The sequence below is a fragment of the Sphingomonas sp. BAUL-RG-20F-R05-02 genome (assembly GCF_022662305.1).
Classification (GTDB): domain Bacteria; phylum Pseudomonadota; class Alphaproteobacteria; order Sphingomonadales; family Sphingomonadaceae; genus Sphingomonas.
The window spans coordinates 1-13,729 of sequence record NZ_JAKNQH010000010.1; the positions used below are offsets into that span (position 1 = coordinate 1).

The following is a 13,729-nucleotide window of genomic DNA, read 5'->3' on the forward strand; positions in this document are numbered from 1 at the left end:
GCCATAGCCCGGCCCGGCATGCAGGAACTTGGAGCCGATGCGGTTGTCGAGGCCGATGCCGCGCGCGACATCCTGCACGTTGGCGCCGACCTTCTCGCACAGATCGGCGATTTCGTTGATGAAGGTGATCTTCACCGCGAGGAAGGCGTTGGCGGCGTATTTGGTCAGCTCGGCGCCGCGGCGGTCCATCTCCACGATCGGCGATTTGTTGATGTGGAGCGGACGGTACACCTCCCGCATCACCGCCATGGCGCGCGGATCGTCACCGCCGATGACAATGCGATCGGGCCGCTTGAAATCGTCGATCGCCGCGCCCTCGCGCAGGAATTCGGGGTTGGAGACGACCGCGAACTCGGCGTTCGGATTGGCTTCGCGCATGATCCGCTCGACCTCGTCGCCGGTGCCGACCGGCACGGTGGATTTGTCGACGATGACGGTGAAGCCGGTGATCGCCTGCGCGATCTCGGCAGCGGCGGCATAGACGTAGGACAGGTCGGCATGGCCGTCGCCGCGCCGCGATGGCGTGCCGACCGCGATGAACACCGCATCCGCGCCAGCAACGCCTGCCTTTACGTCGGTGGTGAACGCCAGCCGCCCGGCGGCGACGTTGCTCGACACGAGATTGTCAAGACCGGGCTCGAAGATCGGGATCTTGCCCGCCTTAAGCGCTTCGATCTTGCGTTCGTCCTTGTCGACGCACGTCACGTCATGTCCGAAGTCCGCGAAGCATGCTCCGGATACCAGGCCGACATAGCCCGATCCGATCATTGTGACTTTCATGTGAAGAGCCCCCGTTTGTGTTCGTAGAGTGGTGCCGGCGATTACGAGCCGAAATCGCGCGAAATCGTAAAGGTGAAGGTGTTGGCCGCGTACGGATAATCAACCCGCGTCGAATCGCGTTGGTTATGCTCATAAGTGAGAGCGAGCGAGAATTTTAGCCCGGTCATGTAAGAAAGGCCCGCATTGGCGACAGTCGTTTGCTCGGTTCGGTTCACCGCGAACGGATCTGTCGCACGCAGGTCGTAGCGGAACCGACGGTTCTCGCGACTAAGCCCGACGTTCACACTCAGCCTGCCGAACACCGTCTCGCTGACCGACAGGCTGTACCGCGTCGCCACCACACCGTTGGAGAACAGCAGGGTCTCCGACGAAAAGCCACGCCGGAACGCCGGTTTGACGACCAGCCCCGGCAACGGTGACCAGCGTAGTGCGATACTGCCGACCAGCCCCGCGAAATCGGCGTTTAGCACTGATCGATCGTTATGCCTGGTATAGCCGAACGTGCCGTTGATGCTGGTGAGGCCGGTGATCTGGTAATCGACATGCGACAGGATCGAACTATCGAGCGCATTGCCGCGATACACTTGTACCGCGTTACCGATCAGGACGGGGCGTGCGGAATCCCCGGTCGCCTGTGTGCGGGTATATTCGAGCGTTATGCTGTTCCCGCTCCGCGAATAATAGCCGAACCCGCCGCTGCCGGTTACGCGGTCCGAACTGTACGCGGTGAGCCCGCCACCGGAGAGCGCGATCTTGAGATATTCGAACCGCCCGACCGCACGAAAATCGCCGAGCAGATCGTGCGACGCATCAAGGTTCAGATCGGTCGTGCTGCGCAATACCCGGCGGGTACTGTTCGAATCCGCGAACGACACCGGCGCATGCAGGTACGACGCGGACGCGTCCACCGTCGCCTGCCCCGTCTTGTACATCGCACTCAGTTTGCCGATGTAATTGAACGTGTCGACAGCGGGATTGTTGGCGTGGAAGGTCTTGCCCGCCATGGCCTGCGCATCAACCACGATCACGCCGATCCGGGTCTGCGCATCGCCGTTCACCGCCAGATAGGTGACGACGTCCTCACCATGATCGGGCAAGCTCTCCCGGATCGCGGGGGGAAGCCGGAACAGGTTGTCGTCATAGCTGACCGACGCGGTCGGGGTGACGCGGTAGCTTTGCGCAGCCGCGCTCCCGCTCGCGAACAATGCCGCTCCGGCCAGCAATCCAGCCGCACAGCGCGATCGCGCCTTACCTGGCAGGGTCGATGCGGTGTCGTGTTCGATGACGATCATGCCGCGACGCCTGCAAACAGTTCCGGAAACGTCGTCCGCGCGCACGCCGCCCAGGTAAAGCGTTCCGCGCGCGCACGCGCCGCCGCGCCGCGCGCCGTCCGCGCCGCCGCGTTGCCGGCGAACTCAGCGATCCGCGCCGCAAACCGATCAAGGTCGTCCGGCGCGACCAGTGCGCCGGTTTCGCCCAACACCTCCGGGATGCCGCCGACCGACGCCGCGATCGAAGGACAGCCTTGCGCCGCTGCCTCGACGAGCACAAGCCCGAAGCCTTCGATCTTGCCGGGCAATGCGCGCGCGAACAGCAGGTTCGCGGCGGCGCGCGCATAGACACGCTTGATATCGTCGACCGACAGGCGCCCGGCCAGCACCGTGCGGACCCGGTGCGCACGGCCTGCCTCGGCGATCGCCTGCGCATAGCCATCATCCTCGGCCCGGCCGACGACGACATAGACCGGATCGGCCATGCCATGTCCATCGCGCGCGCGGGCAAGCGCGGCGATCGTATCGAGATGCCCTTTGCGCGGTTCCAGCCGCCCGACGCTGCAGAACAGCGGCCCATCCGGCACCGACGCAAGCGCCTGATGCTCGAAAGCACCGGCCGCCGGCGGCGCGAACCATTCCCGGCCAACGCCAAGGTAGGTGATCGCCTCCCGCACAGGTTGGCCGATCTGCGCGCGGAAGATGTCACGCGTCGCCTGCGAATTGTACGTGACCAGTTCCGCCGCGAGATAGGCCCGCCGCACGATCGCGAACATCGCGCTGCCGCGCCGGAACTTGCTCGCCTCGCTGCCGTGCACCATCACGCGGTAACGGAGACCGTGGAACGGCTGAAGCATCCGCAACACCAACAGGCTGCGGATATCGGCGGCGAGCACGATCGTGTCGGATGGCAGGCGCCGCAAGACACCGAGCAGCCTGGGGGCCGCCGCCAACGGCACTTTATGGTGGCGCAAGATCAGATGATGTTCGATTCCCGCCGGCAGCATCTCCGCGCCATCGTAGGCGGCTGCGACGACGATCACCCGGTGTCCGCTCGACACCAATGCGGTGGCGAGTTCGACCGCATAGGTGCCGATGCCACCCGGGAAGGGCGCGTATTCGCAAGTGACGATCATCACCGGCGGGTGGCCGCGTTGCAACATCATGCGACGCCCAGCGCCGCTTGACGCGCCCGCCCACCCGCGCCCAGCATCTTCAGCGCGAGCCTGGGGAACAGGCTTGTTGCGACGAGCGACTGCCAAGCGCGCCAGTTAAGCGGATCGAGCCGCACCGCCAGCCGCAACAGCCGCACCGCGCCCGCCGGGTCGTTGAGCAGGAAACGATGGTTGCCGAGCTTGCGCGCACGCTCCGCCAGGCGGCGCGGCACCAGCGGCAACAGCGCAGGCGCGTCCGCCGCCGCCTTCAAAGCGACATAGGCGTGGTGCGCCATCAGATCCTTGCGCCCACCGGTGATGCTGGTACCGCGCTGTCGCTTATACAGGAGCGGCATGTCGACCAACGCGAAGCGGGTCACGCCCGCGAGCCGAAGATAGAAGTCGGTGTCCTCGAAGACACGCACCGCCGCGTCGAACCCATTCGCCGCGTCATAAGCATCGCGGCGCAACAGCGTCGTGGACGGGATGATCGGTGGATCGTTGAGGAAATAGGTGCGCGACAGATCAGCCTCGGCGGTGATGTCCAGCACGCCCGCGCGCCGCGCCGCGCCAACGTCGCCATCGGGAAACACGTAGAAATCGGCGTAGACCAAGCCGACGGCGGCGTCCCCCGCCAGCACAGGCATTTGCCGTTCGAGCTTGTCGGGTGTCCACAGATCGTCACCATCAAGGATGGCGAGCACCGGCGCACGCGTTTCGGCGATCGCGCGGCGGCGCTGGCCGGGTACACCCACCCCGCCCTCACCGTACAGGACGCAGATTCGCGCGTCCCACCGTTCCAGATCGCGTAGAACCGCGAGGGTCGCGGGATCTGAACCGTCGTCGGCGATCACCACCGCTTCGATCAGGTCAGCACGGGTCTGGTCCAGCACGCTGCGCACCGCCGCGCCGATATACGGGCCCTCGTTATAACAGGTCATGATAACCGCGACTGTCAGCGACATGGCAGTATCTCCGGACAACATGCGTGCCGAGACACGCGGGCGGACAAGGCGAACGTGCGGGACATCACTCAGGCGAGCCGGGCCGAGCGGCGCGGGCTGCGCACGATGCGCATATCCACACGAGGCGCCAGGCATGCTGGCGGCGCCAGTCGCAGGCCACGCGCGGTCGCCGTCATGCCCGCGTTTCGATCAGATCGTTGGCACGCACGGGCTCGGCGACGGCTGTACCCGTACGGTCGATGGCGTCTATCGCAGCAAGTGTGCGGGCAGCGATCGCGTCGATCCCGATATTTTCCTGCGCGAACGCGCGCGCCGCCAGCGACATTTCACGCCGCGCCGCCGCGCTCAGATCGAGCGCACGGCGCATCGCCGCAACGAACGCCTGTGGGGTGGAGTCTTCCACGATGAAGCCGTTCCACCCGTCCGAAACGACCTCCTCGACTCCGCTTGCCTTGAACACGATCGGGATGACACCCGCCGACATCGCTTCGAGCAGGGCGTTGGACTGCCCTTCGCGTTTGGAGGCGCACACGAAGAAATCGCTCACCTGCAATTCGGGATAGACGTCCGCGACGAACCCGGCGAACGACACTGCGGAGGGATGCGACGAAGCCGCCGCGATCGGGGCGAGCCGGTCCTTTTCGGGTCCGTCACCAACCAGGCGAAGATGCACTCCGGCACCTTCCGCAGCGAGCCGCATCGCCGCTTGATAGAGCACATCGACGTTCTTGTCGGGGTGGAGGCGCGCCGCATAAATGAAACGACGGCCGCTTCGCGTGGCGATCGCAGCCTCCAGCAACGTCATTGCCGGCAACGCAACGCCGTTGGGAAATTTGGCGATGCGTTCCCGCGCGATATCGAGCTTGCGCAATTCGCTGGCGATCTGCGTGCTGTTGGCGACGAACAGATCGACCCGTCGCCGCAACAGCCGCTCGACCCAATGACCATATAGGTATTTCTTGGCGCGCAGCGCCGCGAACTCGGACGCTTCGCCGCCGCCGCCGAGCTTGATCAGCAGCGGCGAGCCGAGCCGCATCGCCGCCAGCGCCGGCCCCAACGCATGCAGTCGGGCGTGAAACACGTACACTGGCACGCTGCGCCAGCGGGCGTCACGCAATCGCCACGGCACCCACAGGCTCCACGCGAGGAACGCCAGCAAGTTGCGCCCGCCAAGGTTCGGATAGGCCGACAACCGCTTGCGCACGATGCGGCCGAACACCGCCTCTTCGACCGCGGGCACATCCCGCGCCACGGTCGGCGCGATGAGCGTGACGGTCACGCCGCGCCGGCCGAGCGCTTCGGCGAGGATCAGTGCTTGCCGCTCCGCCCCGCCGTAGCTGTCGGGGAAATAGGCCGCTACGACGAGGATGAGCGATCGCTCGCGCGTGTCCGCCGGCTTTCGCGCATCCTCGTCGTCGCCCATTATTTCCAGACCTTTACGTAGTCGAACAGGACCGTTTGCGGCAACGTCGCCGGTGTGTCCTTCGGATTGATCGAAAGCGTCAGGTTGAAGTAGAACGGACGCGTGAAATAATCCGCGTCCGCTGCAATTCGGCTGACTTCCTTGCCGTCCATGTAAATGACGATCGCAGGCTTGCCGCCCAGCGTCGCAACCCCGCGCAGGTCCGCACCATAGGTGTGCCAACCAAAGTCAGCGATGGCGTTCATGCCGGTATAGTCGTTATGCTGGGTATGGCCTTTTTTCTCGTTCGGCCCCCAGCGGTGGATCGTGTGATGATGGCCGCGCTTGTCGCTCGAACCGTAATATTCGATCGCGTCGACCTCGAGATGCCCGCGCTTTGACGGCAGATCCGGCGTCAGCAGCCAGAACGCCGCCCACGTGCCCTTCGCCTCGGGAAAACGCGCCTTCGTCTCGAAATAGCAAGCGGTGCACGAGAAGCCATTCGCTCCCGGCACTACCGGCGCACCGTCATATGCCTGGCTGCTGTTGACCGACTGAACGTGCCCGCTGTGGATCCCGGCATCGTCCTTATACGCCTGAATCGCCAGCGCACCGCTTTGGTTCTGATACGCGCGACCGCCTGCGGCGTCGAACTTCTCCAGACCAACGTTGGTGTGCTGCTTTGCCCACAAGACCGGACCGGAAAACGGTCGCGGCGTATTGAACTTCTCGCCATAGACCTGTTTCGATTTACCCAGGTCCAACACAGCACCGCGCTGTGCCTCGCTCCATCCGTTGTCGGCGAACGCTGCGCACGGCCACAAAGCCAAAGCGCACACTGCGCCCTTAATGCCAGCACGCTTGATCGTTCCTACCATAACCTTCCTCCTGCAAGAGGACATTCGCAAGCACCCGCTGCCAGCCAACGCTCTCGTCCAAGACAATATAGAAGGTTTAGTTTATTGATTACGCAGATAGGCATCCGCAGTACTGCGGAATAGATGACAAATCTTAGATATATAAACGAATGATTCACCAAGAATCTTTCAAATTACGACTTTTTACAGTCGTCCCCCTTGCCAGAACTCTCACCGCTCTTCAGGCGCAGCGATATACGGCCTGCTGCGCGCGCGCATCTTCACGCGCGCCCATCCGTGCCACGACGCGGGGAAGCGCCAACGTTTCACGATACGCTTCGTCAAGTTGCGCGAACATCGACGGGAACTTCCAATCCTCGACCGGGGCAGTCGATGCCGCCTGAGTCATGTCTTTCAGCCGACCGGTATCGTTCACCAGCGCAACCGCTTCGCTCGCGACCGCCTGCGCATCCTTGCTGCGCACGACGATACCGTTGCGCCCGCTGTCGATGATCTCCTCGATCCCTCGCAAAGGACTGACGACCGCCGGCTTGCCACCTGCAAGGCTCTGCACGATCGTGCGCGGCAGTCCTTCCCGCAAAGACGCGAGCGTTGAAACGTCGGCCAGTGCGACAAGCCGCTCCGGATCGGACCTGTGGCCAAGCAACTTGACCCGATCGCCGACGCCAAGCGAGTGAATCAACGCCGCAAGAATTTCATTATCCGGTCCATCGCCGGCAAGCAGCAGGCGGATGTTTTCGCCCGGACGCGTCACCCGGGCGAAGCCGGTAATGAATTCCGCCTGCCGCTTGCGTGCCTCCAGCACCGCCATCATCAGGATCGTCCGTGGCTTCTCCGCCGTCGGGCCGACGCCCAGCATCCCGCGCCAGTCGTCGGGCATCGTCGCGGTCTGAAATCTCTCGATATTCATGCCCGAGCGCACAACCGAATGGAGTCGCTGACCGCCAAGACGCGCCAGTGCGTAGGCGCGGCGCGTGCCGTGGCTGACGTGGATGAAGTGATCGGTCATCGGCGCGGCGATGTGCTCGGCGGTAAGGTAGACCAGCTTTTCCGCCAGGCCGACATTGCTGAACGGCAGGATATGGACGCCATGCACGATCGCCGGTACTTTTGCATTGCTCGCCGCGAGGCGCCCGACGATGCCGGCCTTGCTGGTGTGCGTGTGGACGATATCGGCCTGCACCTCGTCGAACAACGTCGACAGCTTGCGGTAGGCGGCAAGGTCGTCCTGAGCGGATACCTCCCGCACCAGTTCGCTAACCAGATGCACGCGCACCGGTGTGCCGCGACCCGCATATTCCTCAACGTCGGAGGATCGGCCACAGAACAGATGCACAATGTGCCCCGACTGCGCCTGGTGGACACACGAGGCCCAGGTATTCTCTTCAGCACCGCCAGACCGGTTCATGCGAGTCTGTACGTGCGCAATCACAAGCGGCCGCCCAAGACGTGCAGGTTCGCTAAACTGATTATGCGATAGCTTACCCATCACGATTCCCTTTAATTACCCCACATCATTTAAAATTACGAAGGATATCCAATCGTAATTTGAAGCAACAATGTAAGTCTTATCCCGTTATTGCAGATCGTATCGCAGGTTGGCGACGTGACCTTCGAGTATCATGTTATACGTAGGTATATACACGTAACCCGGTCAGTCAGACTGTTGTTAGATCGACTTCGGATGTTTATTGACGAGGATCTCGCCCAGCGGCGCACTCGCGGTCTGGACCAGTTCCCGGAAAAAACGGGCAAGCAGATTGGCTGGCGTGGTCGCTCCGCCCTGCGCGATGTCATCTTCCAAAAACGAAGCCCTGACCATCACGCCGTCGGGAAGATGCATGGCGAGGCTTTGCCGGAACAAGGCCGCACGAACAGCCAGGGATCCGGACGGCACGGCATTTCCAATTCGCATGAAATAGCCGACGCGCTCGCGACGCTCCTCGCGCTGGCCGACGAACTGGGTGAGGGTGACGTTGTCGCCAGCCGGTCCTAAAGCGATCGGCGCAAGCCGTTTCACGTGGAAGCCTTGCGTCGCATAACAGAATTCCGGCCAGTGGAACCGCTCCTCCTGACGCACTTCGCGCTTGTACGCGATGTTGAGCATGATGCGCGGCAGCACCGGCGAAACATAATCGCGCTCGATCACGCGGTCATACATTTCCAGCGCCTGCGAGAACGCAATGTCCACCACGACCGGATCGATCATGTCGGCGCGCGCAGCCTGTAAATGCCACGAGCCGAGTTGCGCCGGAAGGTGCGTCAGAATGGTACCTCGCCCAACCGGCACCTCCTGCTGCGCCCGCCGAAAGGCGATCGCTCCGGCCGATGCGGTTGCGGCAAGCCCGGCGAACACACCCGCTCCGATCAGGTCACGCCGGCGCATCATGCGGCCTCAGCCCGCGGTCCGAGCGCCTTGCCGAGCAGCATGAACGCGAACAGCACAATGCCGACCTCGAGATACGCCGCCACGTCATGCATGAACGCCTCGCCGCCTACGCCCGCCACGGCCGTCGTCACGATCAGGCCGAATACCCGGAGGAAGTTCACCGCCAGCGCGATCATCGGCATCAGCACGACAAACAACAGCCCGGCGCCCAGTGACCGCGCCGGAAAGAAATGCAGGAAAAGGAACCCGATCGCCGTCATTGACACCATTGCGCGCAGCCCCACGCACGCGCCAGCGACGTTCAGTTCGACGAACCCGACGTAGATGAACACGCCGGAGGTACTCACGGGAAAGCCCAGCCAAGCCGCGAGCCGTGCTGCCGAATGCGTCAGCCCAAGCCGCAACGGCACCAGCAAGGCATCCGCGATCGGCCCGAACCACGGCACGATGAAGATCAGCAACGTACTGAGCAGCAGCCACCGCCGCGCGAGCGCGAACCCGCCAGACGCCATCGCCAGCCCCGTCATGATCGCCGGCAGCGACACGCCCTGCATCTGCACCGAATCCGTGATCCGGCCGACAAAGTACAACAGCAACCCGCACAGGATCGCTGTCGCGCCATAACCCACCTCTCGCGACGTCGCGGTCCACGCGAACGCCTTGCGATCCTGCCAATAGCCGAACAATACCAGCAACAGCAGCAGGCCACTGTGGTTGTCGTCTTCGCTCCACAGGAACAACGCACCATATTCGATCAGCACCGGCGCGTAGAGCGCGACCAGCCCGACCAGGATCAGCCCGAGCGCAACCAGTTCGCGACCCTGCGGCCTGGAGACCGCACCGGCATCCTGAGCCGGCACATCCGACATGCCCTCCGGCAACCGAATGGCGCCCGTCCCCATCACGGTCGCAACATCACGCCGCCGACGATGGCGATCCCGGCATCTTCGCACAGGTCGAGCACCCGCGACGAGCGCCGCGCACGGGTTACGCCTTCACGCGTCACGCACAAGGCCCCGGCGGTGGCCAGTCCGGCGATCTGATAGTCGTTGGAGGTCGCCGCCGCCGGCGTATCGACGAAGATTACTTCGAACTCGCTGCGCATCGTCTCGATCACCGACTGCAACGCCGATTGCATGAAACGATCCGACTTCAGCTCCAGCAACGCACTCGCCGTGATCACCGCGAGGTGATCGACGCCCTGCACCGCCCGGCAGATCGTGCCAGGTCGGGGCTCGTCAAGGCCAAACTTGGCGTGGATCGCCGGATTGTGCAGATCGCCGTCGATCAACAACGTCCGAACGCCCGATTGCGCGAAAATACACGCAAGGTTCACCGCGACGGCGGTGCGCCCCTCCCGCCGGTCCGCGCTTATGATCGAGAGCGCGGGCTGCTTGGGATTGCCAAGGAACCAGCGCATCGCCAGCGTTTGCGCGACACGCCGCAGATCCGCAACGCGCGGTGAGTGCGGGCTCTTCAGAACGAACAGATCGTCCGCCACCCCCATCCCCGGCGGTAACGCGCTGATGTTGCTGGCGGGCGCCGCTTGGCGCGGGGCATCTGCCAGCAACGCCGCCGCACGACTGAACAGCATTTCGCGGTCCTTCACCAACGCGGATTGATCCTCTGCCGCATCACCGGTGCGCTGACGCTCCGCGGCCAAGAGATCGGCGATCCGAACCGAGAGATCGTCCCATTCGTGGCTGACGTGCTCCATCATTGTGCCCTCGTGTTTGGCAAAAGGCCGGTAACCATGCGCGGCAACCGCATCGGCCGCGGTGGGCTGATCCGGATCGCGCCCAGATCCGGAATACCAAGCCAGCTTTCGATCTCGCTGCTGAACCGAATGCGGCGGTCGAAGAACTCGATCGTCAGCGCGAGCAAGATGCCCACAACCACGCCGGTCATCAGCGCCAGCGCCAGCGTCAGCAGCCGCCGCGGCAGCACCGGCGTATCGCTCGGCGTGGCTGGCGACAGCAAGGAAAGGTTGGTCTGCCCGGTATTGTCGAGCACCTGAAGCTGCGCGCGACGTTGCGCGATCTGATCGTAAGACGCCTGGAGGTTGGCGATGTCCTGCTGCATCACCGACACTTCGCTTTGCGCAGCACGCACCTTGGTTACGCGCCCGCGCTGCGCCGTCACCGCGCCGTTGAGACCGGACTGCATTGCCTGCGCCTGTGCCGCCGCCGCTGCCGCCGACTTGCGGATCAGCGCCTCCTGGCTCGATAGCTGCCCGCGCAAGCCGGCGATCTGCGCAACAAGCTGCCGATAATCAGGATTGTTCGGTCCGGCGGTGGCGCTCATCTGGCTGCGTTGCGCTTCGAGCCGGGCGATCTCGGTCTGCAGGCCCTGTACCACCCCGCTCGCCATTGTGTCCGGCAACGCTCCGGCTCCCGCGTGCGCCGATGCCGCGGCGCTCTGCGCCTGTGCGGCAGCGAGTTGCGCGGACAACGCATTGAGCCGCGCGCTGTCCGGGTCGTTCTCGCCCTTGCCCGCTACGATATCGAGTGTGCCTTCCTTGGCGACGAGTTGCGCCTGCATCTCGTGCAGTTTGCCGCTCAACGCGTCGAGCTGGCGCGTGTACGAGGCGACGGTGCGGCGGGCCGGATCCGCCTGCAACTGTACGTTGACGTCGATGAAGGCATTGGCAAACGCGTTCGCCATTGCGGCGGCGAACTGCGGATTCCCGCTCAGGAAGCTGATCTCCATCACGCGCGAATTGGTCACGCTGGAATCGACGAGCAGACCGTTGCGCAACTTGCTGGCGATGAAATCGGGCAACGCACCGTCCGTGGGCTCCCAGCCATATTGCTGGATGACGCCAGGCGCGTTGGCGAGGCCAGTGTCGGTCACCACCTGCCGCGCGACACGGTCGCTTTTGAGGATATCCTCTTGCGTAAGCAGATAGTCCGAAGACAGCTGCTCCGCGACCGATTGCGGGCCGATCGTCTCTGGCGCACGCACGCCCGCGACCACGGTTGCGGTGGATTTATAGACCGGCGTGGTCACGACCAGATCGAGCACCGCCAGCGCCATCGCCAAAGCGATACACAGCGCGATGATCCTCCACTTTTCCAGAAGAACCTTGCCGAGATGCTTGGGAGTCATCGCTGTCGCCTGTCTAGAAAAGTCGTGCGCCGACGGTGATGAGATCGCGCGGTTGCACCGGATCCTGCGGCTTGGCACGGATCAGTTCGTCCGCCGCGCCAACGTGCCGCGTAACCTTGAGGTGACTGCGCGCGCCGCGCATCGTGACGCCACCGGCGAGCGCGATCGCGCGCTCCATCGTCAATCCCGGCTCAAGCGGGAACGAACCCGGTCGTTGCACCTCGCCCGAAATGTAGAATGTCGCGCTCTCCGTCACGATCAACGTATCATGCGGCTGCAGCGGCTGGTTCACCGTTCCCGCCAGCACCTGATCGGCGGCGAGATCTTGCTGCGAGCCGTCCTGATGCAACACGCGGACCGTGCCGCCGCCGACGCCCAGCGTGGCCCCCGCCCGTGCGAGGATCTCGGTGATGGTCAGACCACCGCGATCGAGCGGATATTCGCCGGGCTTGGCAACCGCGCCGAGCACCGAGACGGTTCGGCTGCGGTAGGTTTGCACCAGCACGTTGACCACCGGATCGCGGAAAATACCACCCGTTTGCAGTCGCCGCGCGATTTCGCTGCCGACCTGCGCGGTGGTCATGCCAGCCGCCTTAACGCGCCCGATCGCGTTCAGCACGATCGTGCCGTCGTCGGCGACTTCCACGGTGGCGGCATAGTCCGGCGCGCGGTAGACTGTGACGGTCAGCACATCACCGGGACCAACCGTATAGGATGATGCGTCCGCCGGCGCGCCGCGCGGAGCATCCTGTGGCGCGGCAGTCGCCGGTGCCGACAGCGGCGCGACCACAAGCAGGATCGCTACGGATAAACAACGCAGCTTCATGATTTTGGCGCCTCTTGCGTGTTGCTCGCCGACGCTGCTTTCAGATTGGCGTTGACGATTTCGACGTTGCGAGACTTGCGCAGGGTCTTGACCGCTGCCGCCGTGATCGCCGACGTCCGCTCCGCAGCCAGACTCTGCTCGATGCGCGGCCGTGCCAGATCCAGCGCGACCGGCTCTACCGTTGCAGACTGAATACGACCGAGATGAATTTGGCCCGGCGACTGGTAGACGATGTTCGATCCGGCGCCGAGCTTCTCGAGCATACCGCCGCGATCATCGGGAAGCTCGTCGCTGAAACGGGTCACCGTTGCCGGCTGCATCCCCGGGATCTTCGTCGAAACCAGCGTTGCGAGCGTGGCGAAGTCGCCGTGATCTAGCGTTTCCACATACGACCGCACGTCGGGCAGATCGCTACGCAGCACATATTCTTCGACAACGAAGCGCCGACGACTGCCGAACAGCGCGGGACGGCTGTTGTAATAGCGCTCCACCGCGCTTTCGCTTGGCTTGGGCACGTTGCCGGTCAGGGTATGGACATAAGCTTGCGCGAGAATGTTGCGTTTTGCCGCTGCGATCGCCTGGCTGTTTGCGGGGTCGCGGTCCATGCCGGCGCCCGTCGCCGCCTCGGCCAGCAGCTTCTCGTCGATCAGTTCCTGAAGCACCGCCCGTCGCATCGGCGCGACCGCTTCTTTCGTCACCGGTGGCAGGCCGCGCAGCAACTGCTCATATTCCTGGAGCGTGATCTCGAACTTGTCACCCTTGACGATGAGCTGTTCGGGGTTCTTGGCTGCGCCGCACCCGGCAAGCCCGGCGGCAAGCGCCAGCGCCAGTCCGCGCGACGCGTAGGGCCGATTGCACCGCGCAAGCGGGTGCAGGACGAGACTTAGCAACATCGATACCCCACATAGCGACGGTACGCGAACGCGATCCGTGCAGCTTCCCCACTTTGAAAAAAG

At 63.9% G+C, this 13,729-nt stretch carries 13 protein-coding genes; all 13 read right to left on the minus strand.

Features of this window, described 5'->3' with window-relative positions:
• Nucleotides 1-780 (minus strand): UDP-glucose dehydrogenase family protein (locus tag L8F97_RS17325; RefSeq protein ID WP_242153069.1); only part of this gene is annotated, 780 nt, incomplete at its 3' end.
• A gap of 41 nt (nt 781-821) precedes the next feature.
• The gene (locus L8F97_RS17330) at nt 822-2,072 is read right to left on the minus strand and encodes an outer membrane beta-barrel protein (protein WP_242153072.1); all 1,251 of its coding nucleotides are present in this window, start codon (nt 2,070-2,072) and stop codon (nt 822-824) included.
• Nucleotides 2,069-3,217, minus strand: a complete 1,149-nt coding sequence (locus L8F97_RS17335; RefSeq protein ID WP_242153075.1) for a glycosyltransferase family 4 protein — start codon at nt 3,215-3,217, stop codon at nt 2,069-2,071. The genes L8F97_RS17330 and L8F97_RS17335 overlap by 4 nt, the downstream gene beginning before the upstream one ends.
• The gene (locus tag L8F97_RS17340; RefSeq protein ID WP_242153078.1) at nt 3,214-4,170 is read right to left on the minus strand and encodes a glycosyltransferase family 2 protein; all 957 of its coding nucleotides are present in this window, start codon (nt 4,168-4,170) and stop codon (nt 3,214-3,216) included. The genes L8F97_RS17335 and L8F97_RS17340 overlap by 4 nt, the downstream gene beginning before the upstream one ends.
• Nucleotides 4,171-4,342: 172 nt before the next feature.
• A complete protein-coding gene (locus tag L8F97_RS17345) occupies nt 4,343-5,593 on the minus strand; it encodes a glycosyltransferase family 4 protein (RefSeq protein ID WP_242153080.1) in 1,251 nt (416 codons plus the stop codon).
• Nucleotides 5,593-6,450, minus strand: a complete 858-nt coding sequence (locus L8F97_RS17350; protein WP_242153083.1) for a glycoside hydrolase family 16 protein — start codon at nt 6,448-6,450, stop codon at nt 5,593-5,595. Before L8F97_RS17350 ends, L8F97_RS17345 begins: the two co-directional genes overlap by 1 nt.
• Before the next feature lie 220 nt (nt 6,451-6,670).
• On the minus strand, nt 6,671-7,939 hold the full coding sequence (locus tag L8F97_RS17355; RefSeq protein WP_313932039.1) for a glycosyltransferase: 1,269 nt from the start codon (nt 7,937-7,939) through the stop codon (nt 6,671-6,673).
• Between the two features lie 180 nt (nt 7,940-8,119).
• Nucleotides 8,120-8,806 carry an exosortase C-terminal domain/associated protein EpsI gene (locus L8F97_RS17360; protein WP_242153089.1) on the minus strand — a complete coding sequence of 229 codons (687 nt, stop codon included), beginning with the start codon at nt 8,804-8,806 and terminating at the stop codon, nt 8,120-8,122.
• Between the two features lie 29 nt (nt 8,807-8,835).
• On the minus strand, nt 8,836-9,741 hold the full coding sequence (locus tag L8F97_RS17365; protein ID WP_242153092.1) for an exosortase/archaeosortase family protein: 906 nt from the start codon (nt 9,739-9,741) through the stop codon (nt 8,836-8,838).
• Nucleotides 9,741-10,559 carry a tyrosine-protein kinase family protein gene (locus tag L8F97_RS17370; protein ID WP_242153094.1) on the minus strand — a complete coding sequence of 273 codons (819 nt, stop codon included), beginning with the start codon at nt 10,557-10,559 and terminating at the stop codon, nt 9,741-9,743. Before L8F97_RS17370 ends, L8F97_RS17365 begins: the two co-directional genes overlap by 1 nt.
• Entirely contained in the window at nt 10,556-11,947 is a 1,392-nt protein-coding gene (locus L8F97_RS17375; RefSeq protein ID WP_242153097.1) for a Wzz/FepE/Etk N-terminal domain-containing protein, read from the minus strand. Before L8F97_RS17375 ends, L8F97_RS17370 begins: the two co-directional genes overlap by 4 nt.
• A gap of 13 nt (nt 11,948-11,960) precedes the next feature.
• Nucleotides 11,961-12,773 carry a polysaccharide biosynthesis/export family protein gene (locus L8F97_RS17380; protein ID WP_242153100.1) on the minus strand — a complete coding sequence of 271 codons (813 nt, stop codon included), beginning with the start codon at nt 12,771-12,773 and terminating at the stop codon, nt 11,961-11,963.
• Complete coding sequence (locus tag L8F97_RS17385) at nt 12,770-13,666, minus strand: EpsD family peptidyl-prolyl cis-trans isomerase (RefSeq protein WP_242153103.1); 897 nt, start codon at nt 13,664-13,666, stop codon at nt 12,770-12,772. Before L8F97_RS17385 ends, L8F97_RS17380 begins: the two co-directional genes overlap by 4 nt.
• Nucleotides 13,667-13,729: the final 63 nt, after the last annotated feature.